The sequence below is a fragment of the Lysobacter niastensis genome (assembly GCF_015453285.1).
GTDB classification, from domain to species: domain Bacteria; phylum Pseudomonadota; class Gammaproteobacteria; order Xanthomonadales; family Xanthomonadaceae; genus Lysobacter_J; species Lysobacter_J niastensis.
The window spans coordinates 85,492-108,208 of sequence record NZ_JADLZT010000011.1 but is presented as its reverse complement, the minus strand read 5'-3'; the positions used below and the strand labels follow the sequence as shown (position 1 = coordinate 108,208).

Annotated in this window: 27 protein-coding genes and 1 pseudogene; 10 read left to right on the top strand and 18 right to left on the bottom strand. The window is 68.0% G+C overall.

The features are described from left to right. Positions 1-9: 9 nt before the first annotated feature. From IU514_RS17410 to IU514_RS17395, 4 genes are read right to left on the bottom strand one after another with little or no spacing between them, the layout of a single operon-like run. Positions 10-492 (bottom strand): DUF3106 domain-containing protein, encoded by a 483-nt coding sequence (locus IU514_RS17410; protein ID WP_194932415.1) that lies wholly within the window; start codon positions 490-492, stop codon positions 10-12. Between the two features lie 2 nt (positions 493-494). After that, complete coding sequence (locus IU514_RS17405; protein WP_194932414.1) at positions 495-869, bottom strand: hypothetical protein; 375 nt, start codon at positions 867-869, stop codon at positions 495-497. Continuing rightward, complete coding sequence (locus IU514_RS17400) at positions 866-1,462, bottom strand: RNA polymerase sigma factor (protein ID WP_324187861.1); 597 nt, start codon at positions 1,460-1,462, stop codon at positions 866-868. The genes IU514_RS17405 and IU514_RS17400 overlap by 4 nt, the downstream gene beginning before the upstream one ends. Positions 1,463-1,480: 18 nt before the next feature. After that, the gene (locus tag IU514_RS17395; protein ID WP_228760828.1) at positions 1,481-1,831 is read right to left on the bottom strand and encodes a hypothetical protein; all 351 of its coding nucleotides are present in this window, start codon (positions 1,829-1,831) and stop codon (positions 1,481-1,483) included. 128 nt (positions 1,832-1,959) lie between these two features. On the opposite strand from IU514_RS17395, the gene IU514_RS17390 reads away from it, so the two are divergent. Then, positions 1,960-2,265: an NAD(P) transhydrogenase subunit alpha part 2 gene (locus tag IU514_RS17390; RefSeq protein WP_194932412.1), complete on the top strand. Its 306-nt coding sequence runs from the start codon at positions 1,960-1,962 to the stop codon at positions 2,263-2,265. Next, entirely contained in the window at positions 2,262-3,653 is a 1,392-nt protein-coding gene (locus IU514_RS17385; protein ID WP_194932411.1) for an NAD(P)(+) transhydrogenase (Re/Si-specific) subunit beta, read from the top strand. The genes IU514_RS17390 and IU514_RS17385 overlap by 4 nt, the downstream gene beginning before the upstream one ends. A 51-nt stretch (positions 3,654-3,704) precedes the next feature. Here IU514_RS17385 and IU514_RS17380 read toward each other — a convergent pair whose 3' ends face one another. The 3 genes from IU514_RS17380 to IU514_RS17370 all read right to left on the bottom strand — a co-directional run bounded on the left by IU514_RS17380 (position 3,705) and on the right by IU514_RS17370 (position 5,675). Further along, complete coding sequence (locus IU514_RS17380) at positions 3,705-4,166, bottom strand: hypothetical protein (protein WP_194932410.1); 462 nt, start codon at positions 4,164-4,166, stop codon at positions 3,705-3,707. Between the two features lie 95 nt (positions 4,167-4,261). Then, a complete protein-coding gene (locus tag IU514_RS17375) occupies positions 4,262-4,768 on the bottom strand; it encodes a hypothetical protein (protein ID WP_194932409.1) in 507 nt (168 codons plus the stop codon). Positions 4,769-5,156: 388 nt separating this feature from the next. Next, positions 5,157-5,675 (bottom strand): hypothetical protein, encoded by a 519-nt coding sequence (locus tag IU514_RS17370; protein WP_194932408.1) that lies wholly within the window; start codon positions 5,673-5,675, stop codon positions 5,157-5,159. A 139-nt stretch (positions 5,676-5,814) separates the two neighbouring features. On the opposite strand from IU514_RS17370, the gene pdxR reads away from it, so the two are divergent. Beyond that, positions 5,815-7,248 (top strand): MocR-like pyridoxine biosynthesis transcription factor PdxR, encoded by a 1,434-nt coding sequence (pdxR, locus tag IU514_RS17365; protein ID WP_194932407.1) that lies wholly within the window; start codon positions 5,815-5,817, stop codon positions 7,246-7,248. A 45-nt stretch (positions 7,249-7,293) separates the two neighbouring features. Here the strand turns inward: pdxR and IU514_RS17360 are convergent, their stop codons facing one another. Continuing rightward, positions 7,294-7,716 (bottom strand): hypothetical protein, encoded by a 423-nt coding sequence (locus IU514_RS17360; protein ID WP_194932406.1) that lies wholly within the window; start codon positions 7,714-7,716, stop codon positions 7,294-7,296. A 186-nt stretch (positions 7,717-7,902) separates the two neighbouring features. Between IU514_RS17360 and sufT the strand changes: the two genes are divergently transcribed. The 4 genes and pseudogenes from sufT (at position 7,903) to IU514_RS17345 (ending at position 13,372) form a co-directional block, all read left to right on the top strand. Next, a complete protein-coding gene (gene sufT / locus IU514_RS17355; RefSeq protein WP_194932405.1) occupies positions 7,903-8,460 on the top strand; it encodes a putative Fe-S cluster assembly protein SufT in 558 nt (185 codons plus the stop codon). Positions 8,461-8,956: 496 nt separating this feature from the next. Beyond that, positions 8,957-10,672 (top strand): annotated as a pseudogene (locus IU514_RS17350) (S8 family peptidase); the annotation flags it as partial. Further along, on the top strand, positions 10,652-11,032 hold the full coding sequence (locus IU514_RS19060) for a proprotein convertase P-domain-containing protein (RefSeq protein ID WP_324187865.1): 381 nt from the start codon (positions 10,652-10,654) through the stop codon (positions 11,030-11,032). The pseudogene IU514_RS17350 and the gene IU514_RS19060, both read left to right, overlap by 21 nt. 348 nt (positions 11,033-11,380) lie before the next feature. Then, the gene (locus tag IU514_RS17345) at positions 11,381-13,372 is read left to right on the top strand and encodes a S8 family serine peptidase (protein ID WP_417498540.1); all 1,992 of its coding nucleotides are present in this window, start codon (positions 11,381-11,383) and stop codon (positions 13,370-13,372) included. Between the two features lie 170 nt (positions 13,373-13,542). On the opposite strand, the gene IU514_RS17340 is transcribed toward IU514_RS17345, so the two are convergent. Genes IU514_RS17340 through wrbA form a run of 4 tightly spaced genes read right to left on the bottom strand, consistent with a single transcriptional unit; the run spans position 13,543 to position 15,353 of the window. Further along, a complete protein-coding gene (locus IU514_RS17340; RefSeq protein ID WP_194932403.1) occupies positions 13,543-13,887 on the bottom strand; it encodes a DUF488 domain-containing protein in 345 nt (114 codons plus the stop codon). Between the two features lie 4 nt (positions 13,888-13,891). Beyond that, the gene (locus IU514_RS17335) at positions 13,892-14,380 is read right to left on the bottom strand and encodes an asparaginase domain-containing protein (protein ID WP_194932402.1); all 489 of its coding nucleotides are present in this window, start codon (positions 14,378-14,380) and stop codon (positions 13,892-13,894) included. 53 nt (positions 14,381-14,433) lie between these two features. Continuing rightward, positions 14,434-14,763, bottom strand: a complete 330-nt coding sequence (locus IU514_RS17330; RefSeq protein WP_194932401.1) for a DUF2069 domain-containing protein — start codon at positions 14,761-14,763, stop codon at positions 14,434-14,436. Further along, positions 14,760-15,353, bottom strand: coding sequence for an NAD(P)H:quinone oxidoreductase (wrbA, locus tag IU514_RS17325; protein ID WP_194932400.1), 594 nt, complete (start codon positions 15,351-15,353; stop codon positions 14,760-14,762). The genes IU514_RS17330 and wrbA overlap by 4 nt, the downstream gene beginning before the upstream one ends. A 120-nt stretch (positions 15,354-15,473) precedes the next feature. On the opposite strand from wrbA, the gene IU514_RS17320 reads away from it, so the two are divergent. From IU514_RS17320 to IU514_RS17310, 3 genes are read left to right on the top strand one after another with little or no spacing between them, the layout of a single operon-like run. Next, positions 15,474-16,742: a YihY family inner membrane protein gene (locus IU514_RS17320; protein ID WP_194932399.1), complete on the top strand. Its 1,269-nt coding sequence runs from the start codon at positions 15,474-15,476 to the stop codon at positions 16,740-16,742. A 1-nt stretch (position 16,743) separates the two neighbouring features. Continuing rightward, positions 16,744-17,349, top strand: a complete 606-nt coding sequence (locus IU514_RS17315; RefSeq protein WP_194932398.1) for a TlpA family protein disulfide reductase — start codon at positions 16,744-16,746, stop codon at positions 17,347-17,349. Next, positions 17,346-17,615, top strand: coding sequence for an acylphosphatase (locus IU514_RS17310; protein ID WP_194932397.1), 270 nt, complete (start codon positions 17,346-17,348; stop codon positions 17,613-17,615). The genes IU514_RS17315 and IU514_RS17310 overlap by 4 nt, the downstream gene beginning before the upstream one ends. A gap of 29 nt (positions 17,616-17,644) precedes the next feature. Here the strand turns inward: IU514_RS17310 and ppk2 are convergent, their stop codons facing one another. From ppk2 to prfA, 6 genes are read right to left on the bottom strand one after another with little or no spacing between them, the layout of a single operon-like run. Then, positions 17,645-18,421: a polyphosphate kinase 2 gene (gene ppk2 / locus IU514_RS17305; protein WP_194932396.1), complete on the bottom strand. Its 777-nt coding sequence runs from the start codon at positions 18,419-18,421 to the stop codon at positions 17,645-17,647. Further along, a complete protein-coding gene (locus IU514_RS17300; protein ID WP_194932395.1) occupies positions 18,418-18,780 on the bottom strand; it encodes a helix-turn-helix domain-containing protein in 363 nt (120 codons plus the stop codon). Before IU514_RS17300 ends, ppk2 begins: the two co-directional genes overlap by 4 nt. 16 nt (positions 18,781-18,796) lie before the next feature. Continuing rightward, positions 18,797-19,318: a molybdenum cofactor biosynthesis protein B gene (gene moaB / locus IU514_RS17295; protein ID WP_194932394.1), complete on the bottom strand. Its 522-nt coding sequence runs from the start codon at positions 19,316-19,318 to the stop codon at positions 18,797-18,799. Positions 19,319-19,345: 27 nt separating this feature from the next. Further along, positions 19,346-21,094: an O-linked N-acetylglucosamine transferase, SPINDLY family protein gene (locus IU514_RS17290; RefSeq protein ID WP_194932393.1), complete on the bottom strand. Its 1,749-nt coding sequence runs from the start codon at positions 21,092-21,094 to the stop codon at positions 19,346-19,348. 4 nt (positions 21,095-21,098) lie between these two features. Then, positions 21,099-21,551: a GNAT family N-acetyltransferase gene (locus tag IU514_RS17285; RefSeq protein WP_194932392.1), complete on the bottom strand. Its 453-nt coding sequence runs from the start codon at positions 21,549-21,551 to the stop codon at positions 21,099-21,101. A 29-nt stretch (positions 21,552-21,580) separates the two neighbouring features. Continuing rightward, positions 21,581-22,666 carry a peptide chain release factor 1 gene (prfA, locus tag IU514_RS17280; protein ID WP_194932391.1) on the bottom strand — a complete coding sequence of 362 codons (1,086 nt, stop codon included), beginning with the start codon at positions 22,664-22,666 and terminating at the stop codon, positions 21,581-21,583. Positions 22,667-22,717: the final 51 nt, after the last annotated feature.

Genomic DNA, 22,717 nt, shown 5'->3' with positions numbered 1-22,717 from the left:
TGCCTTGAGTCAGTGCTGCGGTTCGCGCATGGGCCGCGCATCGGCCGGCGGCGGATTGGCCTTCACCCATTCGCTGCGCTGTTCCGGTGTCATCTGCCTCCAGCGGGCCTTCAAGGCCTCGCGTTCTGCAGGCGGCAGCGCGCGCATCTTCGCGTAGAGCGCGCGCGTCTGGTCTCGCTGTTCGGGACTCATGTGCTCCCAGCGCTTCATGCCACGGTGGGCACGCTCACGCTGTTCGGGTGTCATCTGCTTCCAGCGCTGGGCGCGATCGAGCATGCGCTGACGCTGGTCCGGCTCGCTGTTCCAGCGCTCGCGGATGGGCGCGATCAGCTGCTCTCGCTGGGCCGGCGTCAGTTGTTCCCACGCAGGCAGCGTCGTCGCCGTCGGCGTCGCCGGCGGATCCGCGGCGAATGCCGGCAGTGTCGCGAACACCAACGCAAGCGGCGCCAGCACGCGGATCAACAGGCGGGAGGATGGAATCGGAAAGCGCATGGTCATTGCTCCGCGGCAGGCAGGGCATCGTCGTTGGATGCCAGCCAGAGATACAGGTCGGGGTTTTCGTCGAGGGTCGCCAGCGCCGTGTCGGCGTCGTAGGAAACGGCTTCCGTCGCCAGCACCGGTGCAGCGGGCGGAGCGGCCGGGGGGGGCTGCAGTTGCAGTGCGACGACCAGCGCGAACGCCGCCGCGCAGCCGCTGGCCAGCACCCAGCCGTAGCCACGCCGCTCTCGCGGCCGGGCCGCTTCGAAGCGAGCCGCGCGGAGGCGTGCGCGCGTGGCGGAAGACACCTGGCCGACGGCCTGCGCATGGATCTCGCGCATGGCCTGGTCGAAACGTTCGTCTTCGCCTGCTTGTGGATGGTTAGGGTTCATCGCCAGTCCTCGAGTTGCCGCTGCAGCGCTTCGCGCGCCCGCGACAGATGTGTCTTCACCGCGCCTTCGCTGCAGCCCATCGCCCGCGCGGTCGTGGCGACGTCCAGTTCTTCCAGCACGCGAAGGCTGAAAGCCTCGCGCTGCCGACGGGGAAGCGCCGACAACGCCTCCGCCAGCCGTCCGTAAGCCTCGCGGCCATCGAACGCGCGCGACGGGTCGGGTGCATCATCGGCCCAGTCCAGGGCGGTGTCGTCGCGTTCCGGTGCCGGCGACAGCCAGCGCAACCGGAACGTGCGCCTGCGCTGCGTGTCGACGATGCGGCTGCGCAGGATGCTCCAGAACAACGGGGTCCATTCCCCGGCCGGGCGATCCCGGTACGCCAGCATCTTCATCATCGCGTCCTGCACCGCATCCAGCGAATCGTCGCGGTGCCGCAGTCCGAGCTCGGCGAAGCGGAATGCGCGGGTGCCGATGCCCGCCAGGAATTCCTCCAGCGAGCCGGGCAGCCGCGCGGCCGCCTCCTCGCGGGAAGCGGCCTGCGCATGGGCCTCCGCCGCGGTGGCGGTCGGAGCGTCGTCGGCTTCTCGGCTCACGTGCCGCAGCATAAGGACTTAGTGCCTGCGATCCCAGAAACGGTCGAAACGGTCGCCGCGCCGGTCCAGCCGTGCATCGGCGAGGTCGCCGCGATGGTCCAGACGGCGGTCGATGCGGTCGCCCTTGCGGTCGAGCCGGAACGCCCGGCGTTCATGGCCGAGCGAATCCTGGTACGCCGCACGGCGGTCGAGGCGGTGGTCGATGCGGTCGCCCTTCACGTCCAGACGCGTGTCGATGCGGTCGCCACGGTGGTCCAGCCTCCTGTCCACGCGATCGCCGAGGTCGCCTGCGGACGCCGCGCCGGCCAGGCTCATCAGGCCCAGCGCCATTGCCAGCGCCGCGGACCGCCGCTTCTTCGTCTTTTCCATTGCCATCTCTCCGGAAGGCAGGACGACCCTGCGCTTGGGAGAACGCCCGTCACGGCCTGCGGTTGACGCCGCTGGCGCCGGATTCAGGTGCGGTTATGATGCGGACGACATTGCGATGGGGACGGATGATGGGCGACGGGATCGTGGCGCTGTACATCTTCATGCTGGCGGCCATCGCCGGCCACGTGATCATCTCGCGGGTCCCGGTGATCCTGCATACGCCGCTGATGTCCGGCTCCAACTTCATCCACGGCATCGTCCTGATCGGCGCGATGGTCGTACTCGGCCATGCCGACACCACGCTGGAGAAGGCGATCGGCTTCGTCGCGGTGCTGCTCGGCGCCGGCAATGCGGCCGGCGGCTATGTGGTCACCGAACGCATGCTGGAAATGTTCAAGTCCAGCAGGAAGCCTTCCGCCGGAGGCAAGGCATGAGCGTTCTGGCCTGGATTGCGTCCGCCAGTTATTTCGTCGCCGCCACGCTGTTCCTGCTCGGCCTGCAGCGCATGGCCTCGCCGGTCACGGCGCGCAGCGGCATCCGTTGGGCCGGACTGGGCATGGTCATCGCCACGGTGGCGACGTTCCTGTTGCCGGGGCTGCACAACCTGCCGTTGATCGTGCTGGCGCTGGTGATCGGCACCGCCGCGGCGTGGATCTCCGGCAAGAAGGTCGCCATCACCGACATGCCGCAGATGGTCGCGCTGTACAACGGCATGGGCGGCGGCTCGGCGGCTGCGATTGGCGCGGTCGAACTGCTGCGTTTCTCTGGAGAAGGACGCGCACCTTCGATGGTGGCGCTGATCCTCGGCGTGATCGGTGCGGCCATCGGCGCGATCTCGCTGTCCGGTTCGATCATCGCCTGGGCCAAGCTCGACGGGCGCCTCGACAAGCGCGTGGTATTCCCGGGCCAGCAGTTGTTCAACCTCGTCGTCTTCGTGGCGATGCTGGTGATGGGCGGCATCGTCGTGCACACGCTCTCGGTGCCGGCCATCGTCGCCTTCTTCGTGCTCGCGCTTTCCCTCGGCGTGCTGATGACCCTGCCGATCGGCGGCGCTGACATGCCAGTGGTGATCTCGTTGTACAACGCGATGACCGGCCTGGCGGTGGCGTTCGAAGGCTACGTGCTCGGCAACGAGGCACTGATCATCGCCGGCACCATGGTCGGCGCAGCCGGTACGTTGCTGACGCAGTTGATGGCCAAGGCGATGAACCGGCCGATCCACGGAGTGCTGTTCTCCAGCTTCGGCGGCGGCGGGCAGGCGCAGGAGATCAGCGGCACGCAGAAACCAATCGAAGCTGGCGACGTCGCGGCGATGATGGCCTATGCGGAGCGCGTGGTGATCGTGCCCGGCTACGGCATGGCGGTGGCGCAGGCGCAGCACAAGATCTGGGAACTCACGCAAAAGCTGATCGAGCGCGGCGTCAAGGTGAAGTTCGCGATCCATCCGGTCGCCGGCCGCATGCCCGGCCACATGAACGTGCTGCTGGCGGAAGCGGGCGTGCCCTACGACCTGATCGCCGACATGGACGACATCAACCCGGAGTTCGCCAACACCGACGTGTCGCTGGTCATCGGCGCCAACGATGTGGTCAACCCGGTGGCGAAGACCGATCCGGCCTCGCCGATCTACGGCATGCCGATCCTCGACGTGAACCAGTCGAAGAACACGATCGTCATCAAGCGAGGCAAGGGCACCGGTTTCGCCGGCATCGAGAACGCGCTGTTCTACGCCGACAACACGCGCATGCTCTACGGCGACGGTGCCGAGATGGCGAGCGCGCTGGTCAGCGAGCTCAAGGCGCTCGGCGGCGGCGGGCACTGAGGCCCTTCCAACGTCCCCCTGCCCGCTGCGCGGGCAAGGGGAGGAAGAGCGTCACGGATAGCAGATCTCGCCTTCGACGAAGGTGGTGACCATGCCGCCGGTCTTGTGGCCGCTGACGAAGAAATAGCCGGTTGCGCCCTCGTACTGGCCGGTGGCCCCGACGATCTGCTGGTAGGCGGTGACCACGCCTTCGGAACCGCTGGTGGTCACGCCGGTCTCGCGCATGCTCAGGTTGCCGTTGGCGGTGCGGTATTCGAACGGACCGCTGTAGGAGATGAAGGTCGGCGAGGTTGCCGGGCCGGCGCGCGCGCTGTCGGCGGCGAAATGCGTGGTGCCACGCAGTCCATGGTTGCCGTCGACTTCACCGAGGAAGCACGAGGCCAGGCCGGGGTTGCAGCCTTCCGTAGCGCTTACCTCACTGAGGTCGGCATGGATCTTCTTGCATTGGCCGGCCTGTGCCGGTGTGGCCGCGATGGCAAGTGCGGCGATCAGGCACGAAAACACGATCTTCATGACGTTCTCCGTTGCTGATGAAAGGGCCAGTGCGCGGCCTGGTCCCTGGCGAAGCCCCCTGCCGAGCGCGCGAGGCGTGATCCGGATGAAGGCCGTCAGGACCCCATCGCGGGTTGTCGGGCGCGCAAGGCGTTGCTTCCGATGAGGGCGCGGCGCGCGAACCATGCGCACGGCCAGCCGACCAGCACCACGTGGGCGGCGATGCTGCAGGCGATCCAGGTGGGGTTGTTGGCGCCGCCGGCAGGTGCGGCGGAAAGCGGCACCACGATCCAGTTCATCACCGCGTAGAGGAGCAGGCCGTACAGCGCGCCATACCGCCACGGCCGCTGCACGAGCGCGCGCAACCGGCGTGCCGCCAGCGCATAGGCCAGCGACATCGACATCGCGATCAGGTAGTGCAGTGCGACGCCGAGCAGCGCGGTGGCGGTGCCGCCTTCAAAGCTGCCCCGGCCGAGCAGGCCCGCGGCCACGCTTTGCCAGACGCGTTGCGGCGATACGCCCTTGAGTGCCCAGAATCCCGTGGCGAAGGCAAAGTCCAGCGCGCCGGCGAGCATGCCGCCGAACAGGATCCAGCCCAATGCGGTGCGTGTGATCGACGCCATGGCCGGCAAGCCTCCAGAAGTTCCCAATGGCCCAGAAAACTAGCGGGCTTTTGCGAAAACTGGAGAACCAATCCGGCTTCACCCAGCGGAGCCAATCCGCCGGTGGCGATCAAGAAAAAAGCTGCACATAAAAATTGCCCGGGAACGCGGTCCCGGGCATGCCTGTGGACGGTGGCGCGCTCGTTCCTTGGAGTCGAGCGTGTGGAACGAGTTGTCTACCTTGCTGGAGAGAGAGAGACGAGCACCACAGACGGCACCAGCTTGCGCCGCCATTTGTTATGCCCGCGTTCGTGCCTTCACCGCACGGCGGCCGGAAGCCGCCCCCGGTCGGCGCCGTTGGGTGAGGCAGGCTATCGATGGAGCGAGCCGGAGCCAGCCAGGTCTCGCGTCAGGACTGTCGCTCGTGCCAGCGGCGGGCGAACAACGCGGCGGGGATGCCGATCAGCAGTGCATAGGCGACGATGCAGGCCAGGGTCCATTCCAGAGGCTCCGGCCGCGGCGCGGCGGCCGACCACAACGGCACGGCGACCTTGAACAACAGCGCGTAAAGCGCGATGCCGTACAGCGCGCCCATCGTCAGCGGCCGCTGCAGCAGCAGCGGATGACGTTGGGCCAGGCGGTGATAGCCCGTCACCATCGCGGTGGTCAGGTAGTAGTACAGCGCCATGCCCAGCATCGCGGTGGCGATTCCCCCCGACAGGGCCGCTTCGCGACCCAGCACCCACGAGGCGATCGACTGTGGAATGCGGATCGGTGCGACACCGGATCGCAGCCACCAGAACCCGGCCGCGAATGCCAGGTCGAGTGTGCCGACGAGCACGCCGCCGAACAGCAGCCAGGCCCACAGGGGCAGGCGCGAGCGGGGAAGGGATGAGGCGTCGGCTTGCAGGATGCGCGAGGCTTTCATGGGGAGCTCCGGCGGCCAGTGGCGGGCGGGAATGGCCCCATCAGACGGGCTAGAATTGGCACTGGCAAGGTCCATTTGACCGGGATCGAATAGGGCCAATCCGGTTGGACCCGCCAATCGGCCATCCACGGAGCCGGCCATGCACCTGCAACTCGACGGTCGCGGACCGCTGCACGCCCAGCTGACCCGCGCGCTCAAGACGGCCGTGTTTGCCGGCCGCGTCCACCAGGGCGCGCGCCTGCCGGCCACCCGCCAGCTCGCCCGCGAACTCGGCATCTCCCGCAACACGGTGCTCGCGGCCTACGAGCAGCTGCGTGCCGAGGGCTTCGTCGACGGCCGGGTCGGTTCGGGCAGCTACGTGACGCCGCCGCTGCAGGCCCTGCGTTCGGTGCGTGCGGTCGATGCCCCGCTGGCGCCGCAATCCGAGTTCGCCCGTCGCGGCCGCCTCTATCACGACCACCTGCGCATCCCGGGCCGGCGCATCGAGGGCGTGCGTTATTCCTTCCAGTACGGCGTGCCGATCACCAACCCGGCGTTGACCAGCGCCTGGGCACGCGAACTTGCGCATGCCGCCGCCTACACGGCGCCCAACTATCCAATGACGCAGGGCCTGCCGGCACTGCGCGAGGCGGTGTGCGACTACCTGGCGAGGCGCCGGGGCGTGCAGGCCCAGCCGGAGGACGTGGTGATCGTCGATGGCACGCAACAGGCGGTGTCGCTGGCCGCGCGCGTGCTGCTCGATGCCGGAGACACCGCCGTGCTCGAGGAGCCGCACTATTCGTCGATCCGCGAAGCACTGCAGATCCACGGTGCGCGCCTGCACACGGTAGGCGTGGACCAGGAGGGCCTGCTGTGCGAATCGCTGCCGGAGCAGGGCGCCAAGCTCGTGTGCGTGACGCCGTCGCACCAGTTCCCTTCCGGTGTGGTGATGTCGCTGGCGCGGCGGCTGGAGCTGCTGGACTACGCGCACCGCCACGGCAGCTGGATCCTCGAGGACGACTACGACGGCGAGTTCCGCTACGACGCGCAACCGCTGGCAGCGCTGCGTTCGCTGGACGAATACGGCCGTGTCATCTACGTCGGCACCTTCTCCAAGGTGATGTTTCCGTCGCTACGGCTCGGCTACGTCGTGGTGCCCGCGGGCCTGCGCGGCGACTTCGTCAATGCGAAGTGGCAGGACGACTTCGGGTCGCCCGGCATCGAACAGGCCGCGCTCGCGCGGTTCATGGTGGAGGGCGGTTTCGAGCGCCACCTGCGTCGCACCTGGAAGACGCTCAAGGAGCGGCGCTCGGCGCTGCTCGATGGATTGAATCGCTGCAGCGCGGGCCGGCTGGAGATCAGCGACTCGCATGCCGGCATGCACCTGGTGGTGTGGCTGAAGGATCGCTCGCGCGCCGAGGGCGAGGCTTTCATCGCGCGTGCGCGCAGCCTCGGCCTGGGGCTGTATCCGATCGCGCCGTACTACCTCGATCCGCCCGATCGCGCCGGATTGCTGCTGGGCTACTGCGCGCTGTCGGTGGCGGAGATAGTCGACGCGGTCGAGCGGTTCGCGGCCTGCCTGGACGAGTTCTGACGGCCCGTCGCTTCTGACGGCCCTCGCTTCGGACAGCCGCCGCGATCAGCGCGAGGCGAACGCAGCCACCACCAACGCAGCCACGCACCAGGCCAGGTCGATGGCGCCGTTGGCGAGCTGGAACACCGTCCACGCGAGGTTGGGGCCGAGCCGCACCGCCGATTCCCATGGCTGCAGGCCCAGAACCGCGCCGAGCTGGGCGGCGATGATTCCCCAATTGGCCATGGCCACTATCGCGACGGTCGCGGCCATCGCGAGCGCCATCCGCCGCGGACCGCCCGGGCACCGGCCCAGGCGCAGCAGCCAGGCGACATCCAGCGCGCCGAGCACCGCCATCCAGCTGTTCTGCGCGTCGTTGAACAGACTCAACACCACCCAGATCGCGGTGAAGCCGCAGGTGCCGAGCAGCAGGAGCAACCACGAGAGCCACGAGGCGCTGCGGGCGGGCGGCGGGGACGGGGAGGTCATTCGGTGCAGGTCGGAGGCATCAGGTAATCCGCACAGCATAGCCGGGCACGACGCTCCGGCGCCCGGGGCGCGTGCCATGGAACGCATCTTCCCGCCCGCGCGATCCCGCCCGGCCTTAGGGTTTTCAGCGCCCAGGCCCTAGAATGGCCGCCTTGTGCTGCACCGCGGCACCCATATCTTTCAAGCATGTATTCCCGCAGCAGCGAACCCGTCCGATTCGAGCGCGATTGCGCCGTCGTCCTCGTGCCACAGGGCGAGCAGGTGACGTTGCCCGCTGGCAGCGTCGGCTACATCACCCAGGCCCTGGGCGGCAGCTACACGGTGTTCGTCGAGGGCAACCTGTTCCGCGTCGCCGGGCGCGATGCCGACGCCATCGGCAAGGAACCGCCGGAACCGCTAGAGCTGCCGGAAGGCGCGGACGATGAAGCCGTCGAACAGCTGGTCTGGCGCCAGCTGCGCACCTGCTTCGATCCTGAAATCCCGATCAACGTGGTCGATCTGGGGCTGGTCTACGAGGCGAGCATCCACCCGCACCCGGACAAGGCCGGCCAGCGCCGCGTCGAAGTTCGCATGACCCTGACCGCGCCTGCCTGCGGCATGGGCGACATCCTCGTGTCGGATGTGCGCGACAAGCTCGAGATGATTCCGACCGTGGCCGAGGCCGATGTCGAACTGGTGTTCGACCCGCCGTGGAATCGCAACATGATGTCGGAAGCGGCGCGCCTGGAAACAGGCATGTTCTGACGCTGCATCCGTTCGATCGCGCACGAAAAGACCGGCTCCGGCCGGTCTTTTCTTTTTTGCACAACCAGGCGTTCGTTCGACGTGCGATTACCGCACCGGATCGGCCGGACTGCGCACGACGCCGCTTTAAGACACCCGCCTCGCAGGGAATGCCGAAAGCTCCGGCAGCGTCATTGAACGGGCTCCCGAAGCCCTCCCCTTGTGCGCATGCCGCACAGCAGCAAATCCGGCCGACTTTGCCGAGTTTGGCTGTTCAGCGTTGTTGGAGGAATGTTAATTCGCGACGCAGGTCACGAAATCACCTCGACTTTCGGCTGAATCCCGGCTTGTTGGCCGATGAGTGGTTGTCTAGCGTCACCAAGCGGACATTTTTTGTCAGTCCGCGCATCCGCGCAGAGCGCCGGGTGCGATCGGCCAAGGCTGGCCGCACCGGGGGTCTTCTGTCGCTTCTTTCGCCGCGCAATGCGGCTTTTTTACTGCTTCGGGGGTTTAACAGATGTCTCAGTTCCAATCGCGTGGCCTGCGTGTGCACGCTCTGACTGTTGCTACGTCGATCGTGCTCTCCTCAACGCTGATGGCCGCACCGGCATTCGCTGCCGGCCGCGTCAACATCAGTGGTCTGCAGTCCACTGAAACCTACGACCGCTTCATCGTGAAGTACCGCGACCAGACCGATGGCGCCACGATGCAGCGCTCGCTGTCCGCAGCCGCCAATTCGGCCGGCGGCGGCAAGAAGCTCGGCGTGAAGCACATGCGCCGCATCGCCACCGGTGCCGACGTCGTGCGCTCCGACCGCAAGCTCGATCGCGCCGAAGCGGAAACGCTGATGCGCCAGATCGCGGCCGATGCCAGCGTCGAATACGTCGAAGTCGACCGGCTCAACAAGCCGGTGATGACGCCGAACGACACCCAGTACAGCCAGCAGTGGGGCTACTCGGGCACCTACGGCATCAAGGCCGACCAGGCCTGGGACGTCACCAACGGCACCGGCGTCGTGGTCGCGGTGCTCGACACCGGCATCACCAACCACAGCGACCTCAACGCCAACATCCTGCCCGGCTACGACTTCATCGGCGACACCGCCGTGTCCAACGACGGCAACGGCCGCGACAGCGATGCGAGCGATCCGGGCGACTGGGTGGCCGCCAACCAGTGCGGTGGCACGCATGCCGCGCAGAACTCGAGCTGGCACGGTACCCATGTGGCCGGCACGATCGCGGCGGTGACCAACAACGCCAAGGGCGTGGCCGGCGTCGCGCACGGTGCCAGGATCGTTCCGGCCCGCGTGCTCGGCACGTGCGGCGGTTACGACTCCGACATCGCCGACGCGATCATCTGGGCCTCGGGCGGCACCGTCAGCGGCGTGCCCGCCAACGCCAATCCGGCCGAGGTGATCAACCTCAGCCTCGGCGGCAGCGGCGCCTGCGGCACCACCACGCAGAACGCGATCAACAGCGCGGTCGGTCGTGGCACGACGCTGGTCATCGCAGCCGGCAACGACAACACCAACGTCTCCAACGCTTCGCCGGCCAACTGCGCCAACGTCATCGCGGTGGCGTCCATCACCAGCACCGGCGCGCGTTCGAGCTTCTCCAACTACGGTTCGCTGATCGATATCGCTGCGCCGGGCTCGAACATCCTGTCCACGCTCAACGCCGGCACGACCACGCCGGGTGCCGAGACCTACGCGTCCTACAACGGTACGTCGATGGCGACCCCGCACGTGGCTGGTGTCGTCGCGCTGATCCAGTCGGTGGCCACCACGCCGAAGACGCCGGCGCAGGTCGAGGCGTTGATCAAGGGCAACGTGACCGCGTTCCCGTCGACGCCGTCGCAGCCGATCGGTCCGGGCATCCTCAACGCCAAGGCCGTCGTCGATGCCACCAACGGCACCACGCCGCCGCCCGGTGGCGTGCTGACCAAGGGCGTGGCCGCGACCGGTCTGTCGGCCGCGACCGGTGCCTACGTGAAGTACACGATGGTGGTGCCGGCCGGCGCGACCAACCTGACCTTCACCACCTCCGGCGGCACCGGCGATTCGGACATGTACGTGAAGTTCGGCAGCGAGCCGACCGACACCGTCTACGACTGCCGTCCGTACCTGTCGGGCAATGCTGAGACCTGCACCATCGCCGCTCCGCAGGCCGGCACGTACTACGTCAACCTGAAGGCCTACGCGGCGTTCTCGGGCGTGAGCCTGGTCGGCGACTACAGCACCGGCGGCGGTGGCGCGCAGACGTACAGCAACACCGCCGACTACACGATCAGCGACAACGCCACGGTCGACAGCCCGATCACGGTGTCCGGCCGCAGCGGCAACGCGCCGAGCAACGCTTCGGTGTCCGTCAACATCGTGCACACCTACCAGGGCGACCTGAAGGTGGACCTGGTCGCGCCCGATGGCAGCCTCTACAACATCCACAACCGTACCGGCGGAAGTGCCGACAACGTGGTCAAGACCGTCACGCTGAACCTGTCGACCGAAGTGCTCAACGGCACCTGGAAGCTGCGCGTCAACGACAACGCAGCGGGCGACACCGGTTACATCAACAGCTGGAGCGTCACGTTCTGATCGCGCCTGTCGCGATGATGCATATGAAGATGTTCTGAGAAGGCGCGTCTCTCCTTCAGCCCCGGCCACGAGCCGGGGCTTTTTTATGCGCGGAAGCCCGGGCAGGCGGGCGATTGCTGCGGCGCGGAATGATGAACGCGGGTTGCCGGGGCCGCCCATACGGCCTTCACGGCACGCACAAGCCCGCGGGTCTAGCGTCCCCACGTCGCCGGCTGATTGGGGGTCGCGACCATCCACGAGGCGCGCACGTGCTGCAGGCAAGCGGGGCGGCAGCGGCGAGGGGATGCACAACCGGAAGTGCGAGGCCGCGGGTGGCGGCCAATCAATTTCATCGTTCGGGGGTTCATCGTGAACAGCAATACAGCACGCATCCACGCGCTTGCGGCAGGCCTGCTGCTGGCGCTCGGGACCGCATCGGCCGTGGCCGGCGGCCGGGTCGACCTCAGCGGCCTCGCATCGGCCGAGCGCTACGACCAGTTCATCGTCAAATACCGCGACGGCAGCACGACCGTCGGCAACGCCGCACGCCTGCAGGGCGCCCTGGACACGGCCGCTCACGGAGCGGGCGCCGCGGGGTGGGGCCTCAAACACCTGCGCCGGCTCTCGGTGGGCGGCGACGTCGTACGCGCCAGCCGCAAGCTGGACCGCGTCGAAGCGGAAGCGCTGATGCGGCAGATCGCAGCCAATCCTGATGTCGAGTACGTCGAAGTCGACCGCCTGCTGCAGGCGGTGCTGACGCCCAATGATCCCGGCTATCCGCAGCAATGGGGCTACCAGGACGCGGACGCGGGCATCCGCGCCAACGAGGCGTGGGACACGGCCAGCGGCACCGGCGTGGTCGTCGCCGTGCTGGATACCGGCATCACCACGCATCCCGACCTCGCCGCCAATGTCATCGCCGGCTACGACTTCATCAGCGACGCCACCGCCGCGCGCGATGGCAACGGCCGCGACTCCAATCCCGCCGACCAGGGCGACTGGTACGGCGCCGGCGAGTGCGGCCAGATCTTCGGCTCCAACTCCAGCTGGCATGGCACCCATGTCGCGGGCACCGTCGCGGCGCTGACCAACAATGCAGTCGGCGTGGCCGGCACTGCGTTCAACGCGAAGATCTCGCCGGTACGCGTGTTGGGCAAGTGCGGCGGTTCGATCTCCGACATCGCCGACGCGATCACCTGGGCCTCCGGCGGCACCGTCAGTGGTGTGCCAGCGAACGCCAATCCGGCGGAAGTGATCAACCTCAGTCTCGGCGGCGGCGGTTCCTGCAGCGCGACGATGCAGAACGCGATCAACGGCGCGGTATCGCGCGGCACGACGCTGGCGATCGCCGCGGGCAACTCCAACGCCAATACCTCCGGCTTCACCCCGGCCAATTGCAACAACGTCATCGCCGTCGCCTCGATCGACAGCGGCGGCCAGCGCTCGAGCTTCTCCAACTACGGCGCGCTGATCGACATCGCCGCTCCCGGGTCGGGCATCTATTCGACGCTCAATGCTGGCACCACTACGCCGGGCGCGGCGAGTTACGCCACCTACAACGGCACCTCGATGGCAACGCCGCACGTGGCTGGCGTGATCGCGCTGCTGCAATCCGTTTCGGCCACGCCGAAGACGCCGGCGCAGGTCGAGTCGTTGATCAAGAGCAATTTCCGGCCGTTCCCGGTCACGCCGACACAGACCATCGGACCGGGCATCCTCGATGCCAAGCGCGTGGTCGACGCGGCCGGCAGCGGTGGCGGGAACGTGGCGCCGGTTGCGAACTTCAGCGTCGCCACGAGCGGGCTCACGGTCACCTTCACCGACAGCTCCACCGACAGCGATGGCTCGATTGCCTCGCGCAGCTGGAACTTCGGCGACGGCGGAACGTCCACGGCCACCAACCCCAGCCACACCTATGCCGCCGCGGGCACTTACAGCGTGACCCTGACGGTGACCGACAACCTCGGAGCGACCAACAGCAAGGTCTCGTCGGTGACGGTCAGCTCGGGCGGCGGCGTGCAGACGTACACCAACGGCACCGACGTCAGCATTCCGGATCGTGGCACCGTCGAAAGCGCGATCGCGGTGTCGGGGCGTACCGGCAATGCGCCGAACAACGCCCAGGTCGCGGTCAACATCATCCACACCTTCCGCGGCGATCTGCGCATCGATGTCGTCGCTCCGGATGGGTCCACCTACCGCGTCAAGAACAGCAGCTCGTCCGACAGCGCGGACAACGTGATCGCCACCTACACCGTCAACCTGTCCACCGAAACGTTGAACGGCACGTGGCGGCTGCGCGTGCGCGACATGTTCTCGGGCGACACCGGCTACATCGACAGCTGGAGCATCACGTTCTGAAGTCGAGCTGCAATGCGGTCTCTCTCTCAAGCCCCGGCCTTGCGCCGGGGCTTTTTTCGACAGCGACTTGCGCGGCGCGGGGTGACGCAACACGACTCCTTCGGTCGAAAGCCGGCATCCATGTGCGACGTCGCGAGTGCGCTCTCAGCCTTGGCGACGTGCGTGCCTGGCTATTTCTTCAGGATTTCCGCGAGAGCGACGGCATTGTTGTGCTCGGTATCGCGCGCCGCATACAGCAGCGTCACGCGCTCGTGCCGCGCCAGCTTGCGCAGGTTGTCCAGGGCCGGGCTTTCGGCCAGCTCCGCGCGATAGGCCTGACGGAACTCGTCCCAGAGTTCGGGACGGGCATGGAAGCGCTTGCGCAACGCGTCGCTGGGCGACACGTACTTCAACCAGTGGTCGATGCGAGCGTTCGCCTTGCTGATGCCGCGCGGCCACAGCCGGTCGACCAGGATGCGCAGGCCGTCTTCGGCGTCCGCCTCGTCGTAGACCCGCTTGATCCGCGGCGCCGGCATGACCTCAGCTGGCGGACTCGAAGCGGTTGGCGGCGACGTTCTTGCGGACCTTGCCCGGATCCCAGATGCGGCCGTTCATCGCGATGTACACGCCCGGCGGCAGCGACTGCACCGCACCGACCGCGCAGCCGACATTGAACTCGGCATCCGACCCGCGGAAGCGTGCCGGGCTCAGTGCGCCGGTCAGCACGATGGTCTTGTCGGTGAGGCTGGCCAGCACCTTGGCCGTCTCGACCATGGTGTCGGTGCCGTGCGTCACCAGCACGTGCTGCGCCGGCTGTGCGGCGATCGTCGCGCGGATCAGTTCGCGGTCGTCGGCGCTGATATGCAGCGAATCCTTGCGCAGGATCGGGATCACGTTGAACTGGAACGCGACGCCGAGCTCGCGCAGGATGCCGCCGATCTGCGGTTCGCCGATCTGGTAGTCCGACTTGTCGTCGAAGTAGATCTTGTCGATCGTGCCGCCGGTGGTGACGATGCAGAGCTGGTCCATCGGAACGTGTTCTGGCAGGGATGAGGGCGGCCGCAATTATACGGCCGCGACGCTCAACGCTTCCGCGCGAAGCGGGCGCGCAGGCCGGGCAGGCTGGCGGCGAACACGATGACCAGCGCCAGAGCGATTTCTCCGAGGGCGAAACCGCGTTCCGGTGCGCGGGTGTAGGCCACCATGACGCCATGGCTGAACCACCCCAGGGCCAGCACGCCCGCCCAGAAGCTGGCGGCGCGCCGTCCATGCAGGGCCGCGGCCGCCAGCGCGAGCGGCGGCAGCGCGAACACGACCAGCGAGACCAGCGGCGAGGGTTGCGGCCCGAACCACGCGATGAAGAGGCCGCTCAGCGCCAGCAGCGCCACGACCATGACCTGGCGGGCGTTCATGCCGACACCTTTGCGACGAGCGCGGCGAGGCGGCGACCGAGCGCGCGCGCCAGCTGTGCCTCCTCGTCGGTCAGCTGCGGATCGTCCTGGCTGCCCGAGACATGGCTGGCGCCGTAGGGCGTGCCGCCGCTGCGCGTGGTGGTGAGCGCGGGTTCCGTATAGGGAATGCCCACGAGCACGCAGCCGTGATGCAACAGCGGAACCATCATCGTCAGCAGCGTCGCTTCCTGGCCGCCGTGCATCGTCGCGGTCGACGTGAACACCGCCGCCGGCTTGCCGACCAGCGAGCCGCTGGCCCATTCCGCGCCGAGGCCATCGAACCAGTGCTTCACTGGTGCTGCCATGTTGCCGAATCGGGTCGGGCTGCCGATCGCCAGGCCTGCGCATTCGGCGAGGTCGCGCGGCTCGACATAAGGCGCACCTTCGTCCGGCACGGGAGGCGCCGCGGCCTGCGTCACCGCTGCGACCGGAGGCACGCTGCGAATCCGCGCGCTGACGCCTTCGACCTCGCCGATGCCGCGCGCGACCTGCCGCGCCAGGCGCGATACCGAACCGCCGCGGCTGTAATAGAGCACCAGAACTTCGGTCATCGCCTTCTCCCGTGAGGCCGCAAGGATAGTGGATCGCGACCGCCGGGCGCAGGCTGCCGCGCCGAAATGCCTCGCCAGGGCTTGCTCCTTCATGACCGCCCATCGGTTACCCTCCGCCCGATGGAACCGCTGGACACCTTGAATCGATGGGGCGAACGCCTGCGCGACCGCGCACGCGTCGGGACGTTCTTCCGCTTCCTCGCGCGACGCTTCCTCGAGGACGACCTGTTCCAGGCCGCCGGTGCGCTCTCGTACACGACGATCTTCGCGCTGGTGCCGCTGTCGATGGTGGTGTTCGGCGTGCTGTCGGCCTTTCCGGTCTTCAACGAGTGGAGCGACCGGCTCAGCGACTACATCTTCTCCAACTTCGTGCCGACCGCGGCGCGTTCGGTGCAGGCGTACCTGAAGCAGTTTTCGGCCAATGCCGGCCAGCTCACCACGGCCGGCGTGATCGCGCTGGTGGTATCCCTGCTGATCACGCTGACCGGCGTGGAGTCGGCGTTCAATCGGATCTGGCGCGTCAAGTCGGCGCGGCCTCGCCTCGGCCGCTTCCTGGTCTACTGGACCGTGCTGACGCTGGGCGCGCTGATGGCCGCCGCCAGCCTGGCGATCTCGGCGAAGTTTTTCGCGATGTCGCTGTTCGAGACGCAGTCGGGGCGGCTGCTGCAGAACATGATGCTGCGCAGCACCCCGATGCTGATCGAACTGGTCGCCTTTACCGCGATCTACCGCGTGGTGCCGCACCGCACGATCCATTGGCGTCATGCGTTCGCGGGCGCGATGCTGGCGGCGTTGCTGTTCGAGGTGGTGAAGTGGGGGCTGGGCCTGTATCTGGGCAGCTTCAACTCCTATTCGCGCATCTACGGCCCGCTGGCGGTGGTGCCGATCTTCCTGCTGTGGATCTACCTGAGCTGGGTCGCGGTGCTGCTGGGCGCATCGCTGGCGTCGTCGATCTCCGAGTTCCGCTACCAGCCCGCGTCGATGCGGCTTCCGCTGGGCTTCGAGATGTACGGCCTGCTGCGCCTGCTCGCGCGCTTCAACGAGGTGCGCAAGGATGGGGGCGGCCTGCACAGCGACGACATCGAGCAGATGGAGCCGATGTTGACCGACGCGCTGGTGCAGCAGATGCTGGCGCAGCTGCACGAGATCAATGTCGTGCGGCGCGCCGAGACCGGCGAATGGCTGCTTACGCGCGACCTGGACGAGCTGACGCTGGCCGAGCTCTACGAAGCCTGCCAGCTGCGCATCCCGATCGCCGAGGTGCACCTGCCTTGCCGCGATGATTCGCTCGGCCGCTCCGCGGTCGCCGTCCTGGACGAACTGCGCCTGCCATTGCGCGAGCTGCTCAAGCGCCGCGCTTCCTCCATCCATGCCGAACCCGAGAACTGACATGCCGCAACGCCGCCCACTGCTGATTTCCGCGCTCGCCCCGGCCTTGCTGCTCGTCGCCTGCCAGAAGCCGGCGCCGCAGCAGGAGGCCGCTCCTGCCCAGGCGCCTGCAGCGGCCACGAAGCCTGAGCCCGCCCCGCAGGCCGCACCGGCCGACAAGCCGCCCTCTGCCGAGGTTGTCGTCCCGTCCCTGAAGATCGCCACCACCGATGGCCGCCAGTACGACCTGGCCGAGCATCGCGGCAAGTGGGTCGTGGTGAACTTCTGGGCGACCTGGTGCAAGCCGTGCCTGAAGGAAATGCCCGAGCTCTCCGCGCTCGACACGATGCGCGAGCACGTCGAAGTGGTCGGGCTGGCCTACGAGGACATCGAGACGGCCGACATGCAGGCGTTCCTGAAGAAGCACCCGGTGGCCTATCCGATCGCGATCATCGACACCTATTCGCCGCCGGCGGATTTCGACACGCCGCGCGGCCTGCCGATGACGTATCTGATCGGCCCGGATGGCAAGGTTGCCGACAAGTTCCTCGGCCCCGTCACCGCGCACGACATCGAGGCCGCGATCGCCAAGGCGGGCGGACCGCCGCCCCGGGAGGCCAAGTCATGAACGCCGCGCGCTTCATCGTCAGCGGCAAGGTGCAGGGCGTGTGGTTCCGCGCCTCCGCACGCGACGAGGCGCAGGCGCTGGGCCTGCGCGGCTACGCGAAGAACCTGCCCGACGGCCGTGTCGAGGTGCTGGTGGTCGGTGACCCGGCCGCGATCGACCGGCTGGCGGCATGGCTGCGGCAAGGCCCGCCGATGGCGCACGTTGACGACCTCGAACGCCTCGACGCGCATGAGGATGAGGCGGGCGAGGGTTTCGTCACGGCCTGAGCCTGCCTGGGAGCCGGAACGCCGCGCGATCAGCCGCGGAAGTTCCGGATCGGCTTGAGCACGCCGCAGCGCTCCTTCTTCGGACGGCCGGGCAGCGCGGCGAAGTGGATCTGCTTTTCCGGCACCTGCGTGTCGGGCACGCGCGCGAGCAGGTCGCGGATCAGCGTGAGGCGTCCGACCCTCTGGTCATTGAAGTCGACCAGCGTCCATGGTGCGTGGCGGGTGTGCGTGGCCTTGAGCATGGCCTCGCGCGCCCGCGTGTAGTCCTCGTAGTGCTCGCGCGCCTTCAGGTCGATAGGTGAGAGCTTCCAGCGCTTGAGCGGATCCTTGCGCCGCTCGGCAAAGCGAGCTTCCTGTTGCTCTTGGTCGCAGCACAACCAGTACTTGAACAGCAGGATGCCGTCGTCGGCCAGCATCTTCTCGAAGGCCGGCGCCGTGGCGAGGAACGCCTTGACCTGCGCATCGGTGGCGAAGCCCATGACCTTCTCCACGCCAGCGCGGTTGTACCAGCTGCGGTCGAACAGCACGATCTCGCCGGCCGCGGGCAGGTGCGGCACGTAACGCTGGAAATACCACTGAGTCGCTTCGCGGTCGTTGGGCTTGGGCAGCGCGACGACGCGGCATTGGCGCGGACTGAGGTGTTCGGCGATGGTGTTGATGACGCCGCCCTTGCCGGCGGTGTCGCGGCCTTCCAGCACGACGACCATGCGGCGGCCGGTGTGCTGCACCCAACGCGCCATCGCCACCAGCTCCAATTGCAGCGGTTCCAGAGCGGTTTCGTATTCCTTGCGCTTGAGTTCGCTCATCGCGCCGGCTTCCCGCGCGTGCGCGGAGCGCGCGTGCGGGCGCTGCCCGCCATCGACGTGGCCACTTCCAGCAGTGCGCCCTGCTGGCGGGTGTTGAGTGCGCGGTAGGCCGCGAGCAGGTCATGTTCCCCCTGCGTGCGCGCCGGGTCGAGCGTGCTGGCAAGTTCGGCGAGCAGGGCGCCGGCAGGGACGCCAAAGGTGCGCGCCAGCGCGTCGAGTTGCTCCTTGCCGGGCATCTTGTCGCCGCGCAGCCAGGCGCTGACGGTGGCGACGCCGGCACGCGGAATGGCAGTGGCGATGTCGGCGGTGGTCAGGCCCCGGGCTTTGGCGAGCAGTCGCAGCGTGGTGTCCAGCGGCATCGGGTTACTCCTTTGACTAGCGTTCCTTCAGGCGCGGCCGCAACGTGGCGAGGTTGCACGGACGCGTGCGGGCGTCGAGCTGGGACACGATGATCTTGTCCCATGCCGTGCGGCAGGCCGAGGTCGAGCCGGGCAGGGCGAACACGAACGTACCGTTGGCGAGGCCGGCGAACGCGCGCGACTGCAGCGTCGAGGTGCCGATCTCGTCGTAGCTGATCGCGCGGAACAGCTCGCCGAAGCCGGGCATCTCCTTGTCGAGCAGCGGTAGCAGCGCTTCCGGCGTGGAGTCGCGGCCGGTGAAGCCGGTGCCTCCGGTGACCAGGATGCCGTCGACGCCGTCGTCGGCGATCCACTGCGACACCACGGCGCGCAGCTTGTAACGGTCGTCGGGCAACAGCCTGCGATCGGCGAGGCGGTGCCCCGCATCGATCAGTGCCTGCACCAGGTAATCGCCCGAGCTGTCCTCGGCCAGCGTGCGCGAGTCCGATACGGTCAGCACGCACAGGTTGAGCGGAATGAGGTCGCGTTCGGCAGTCATGGCGCGCAGCCTACCGCATCCGGGTGTTCAGCCGTGTCCCAGCGGCGCCGGCGGCAGGCCCTGGCGATGACGCTGCGCCATCTGCTGCGCGATGGCGGCGAAGTGCGTGGCGAACGCCGCCATGTCGAACAGGCCGCTGTCGGCCCGGCGTTGCGCGAGTTCCTGCCGCAGCGCGGCCAGCGCCTGCGGGTCGTGCGCGAGCGCGACGGCGCGTGCCACGAACGTGGTGTCGTCGTTGACGTTCATCGACGGCAGGCGCAGGTGGTGGTTGAGGCTGCCCGCCACGCGCGCCGCAAACGTGCTGCCGGGGCGCGTGAGTACCGGGCATCCGGCCCACAGGGCATCGGATGCGGTCGTGTGCGCGTTGTAGGGTTCGGTGTCCAGGAACAGGTCTGCCAGTTGCAGGCGCGCGAGGTACTCGGCGTGCGGCTGCTTGCCCATGAACACCAACCGGTTCGGGTCGACGCCCTGGCTCGTCGCGAACGCGCGCAGGCGGTTGTCCGCATCGCCCGGCCCTGACAGCAGCCAGAGCACGCTGCCGGGTGTTTCGCGCAACACCGCCAGCGCGCGCGACATGCTGCGCGGGTTGAGTTTGTAACTGTTGTTGAAGCAGCAGAAGACGAAACCTTCGCTGCCTTCGCCGCGTTCCGGCAGGCCGCAGGCCTCTCGCGACGGCGCAGGCGGCACCGCGCGCGCGGTGTCGCTGGGCTGGAAACAACGCGGTAGCCACGTCACCGCTTCGCTGAAATCGGCCGCCATCGACTGCGGCAGCACGAAACGGTCGGCCAGCACGTAATCGATCCACGGCGCGCCGGACGTGCCTGGATACGCCAGCCAGTTGACCTGCACCGGGGCGGGTCGCATCGCCAGCACCTCGGGAGCACCGCCACCGCCCCAGCCGCGCAGGTCGAACAGCACTTCGACGCCGGCGTTGCGTATCGCTTCGGCCACCTGCGCGTGCGGTCGCATCGACACGTCATGCAGCACGTGGGCTGCCGCCTGCAGGCGTTGCCGGATCGTGCTGCCGTCGTCGCGGTTTAGAGCGAACAGATGGATCTCGATATCCGCCTGCCTGCGCAGTTGCTCGAACATCGCCGCGGTCAGCAGGCCGGTCGGATGCGCACCAAAACCGTTGGACAGGAATCCCAATCGCACCGTCGGTGACGCCATGGCCGCAGGAGCGGGCGGCATTGGTCGCACGGACTGCGCAAGCGCGCTGGCACGCAGCCGTGCGCATCGCAATTGCTCGGCCGCGCTGGCGTCCTCGCTGAGGAACGCGAATGGCTCCACGGCAGCGCGGCCTGCGTTCACGGCGTCGCGCACCTGCTTGGCGAGGCCGTCGAGGTCGCGCCAGTCGCACAGCTTGCGCCGCCAGGCCAGCAGGTAGGCGGCCAGTTGCGGCTCGTCCGGTGCCAGCGAGTACGCGTGCGCATAGGCCTGAAGCGCGGCTTCGGCCTCGCCGGCATCTTCCAGTGCGTGTGCAAGCCAGACCGCGATGCCCGGGTGGTAGGGCGCGTTGCGTGCGGCTTCGCTGAGGCTGGCCACTGCTTCGTGACGCTGGCCCTGCATCCATTGCGCGCGCCCGAGCCGGGCGAGGGCTTCCGGATGGCCTGGCTGCAGGCTCAGGGCGCGGCGTGACGCTTCCTCGCCGGCGCGCGCATCGCCATGGTCGAGTTCGTGCTCGGCCAGCAGGATCCACGCGAAGGCGTCGCCCGGATTGCGTTGCAGCGCCTGGCGCAGGCCGATGCGCGGGTCGGAGGGAGTGGCGGCGTTCACGGCATCAGGCCAGCGGGAGGTGATAGCGCAACGTTTCGTCGTAACGCTGCCAGCCGCCGGCTTCGTACAACGCCTGGGCGGTGCGGTTGTCGGGCATCGTCTCCAGTTCGAGCCGGATGGCACCGTCGTTGCGGGCGAATGCCGCGGCGGCGTCGATCAGCGCCTGTGCGACGCCACGGCGGCGCGCATCCGGTGCGACGAACAGATCGTTGAGCACCCATACGCGCGCGGCGCGGACCGACGAGAAGGTGGGGTAGAGCTGGGTGAAGCCGGCCGGCGATCCATCCAGTTGCGCGAGGAATACCGCCGATTCGCTGCGCTCCAGGCGCTGCGAGAGGAAGCGCCTGGCCAGCGCCTCGTCGGAGGACTGCTGGTAGAAGCCGCGGTATCGGTCGAACAACGGCGCCAACGCGTCGAGATCGTCGAGCCCCGCGCGATGGACGACTGCCTCGCTCATGCTGCCTCCCGTGCTGGTTGTTTTGCGTGTCACGCCGATGCGGTCAATCGCGCGAGTTCGTCGGCCTGGTGTTCATGCTGCAGGCGGCCGATCAGCGCGTCCAGGTCGCCCTCGATGACGTGGGGCAGGTCGTAAAGGGTGAGTCCTTCGACGCGATGGTCGGTGATCCGGCCCTGCGGGAAGTTGTACGTGCGGATGCGCTGGCTGCGGTCGCCGCTGCCGACCTGGAGCTTGCGCGTCTCCGCCTGCGCGGCGGCAGCCTTGGCCGCCTGTGCTTCGGCGAGGATCGCGCTCAGGCGCTTCATCGCCTTGTCGCGGTTGGCGTGCTGGCTGCGCTCGGTCTGGCTTTCCACGACTATCCCGCTGGGCACGTGGGTGATGCGGATCGCCGACTCGGTCTTGTTGACGTGCTGGCCGCCGGCGCCGCTGGAACGGAACGTGTCGACCTTGAGGTCGGCCGGGTTGATCTCGATCGGCTGGTCGCCTTCCTCGACCGGGATGATCGCGACCGTCGCGGCGGACGTGTGGATGCGTCCCTGCGATTCGGTCGCGGGCACGCGCTGCACGCGGTGCGTGCCGGATTCGAACTTCAGGCGCGAATACGCGCCGCGGCCTTCCACGCGCGCGATCACTTCCTTGAAGCCGCCGTGCTCGCCGGGACTGCTCGACTCGATTTCGACTTTCCATCCCTGCCGTTCGGCATAGCGCGCGTACATGCGGAACAGGTCGCCGGCGAAGATCGCCGCTTCGTCACCGCCGGTGCCGGCGCGCACTTCCAGGTAGAGGTCGCCCTCGTCGCGCGGGTCCTTCGGGATCAGGTGCGAGAGCAGTTCGGCATCGAGCTGCTCCAGACGCAGGTGCGCGGCGGCGATTTCTTCTTCGGCCAGCTCGCGCAGTTCCGGATCGGTGCGCATCGCCTCGGCGCCGGCGAGGTCGCGCCGCGCCTGCGCTTCGGCCGCCAATGCGTTGGCGACGGGTTCGAGCTGGGCGAATTCGCGCGACAGTCTGCGGAAGCGTTCGGCGTCGCCGATCACGCCCGGATCGGACAACAGGCGTTCGAGTTCCTCGCGTCGTTCGGCGAGTGCTTCGAGTTTGCGGCGCAGACTGGGGGTCATCGAAACCTGGGATGGTGGAAGAAGGAGCCGTGCTCCGCGTCCGGGCAATGC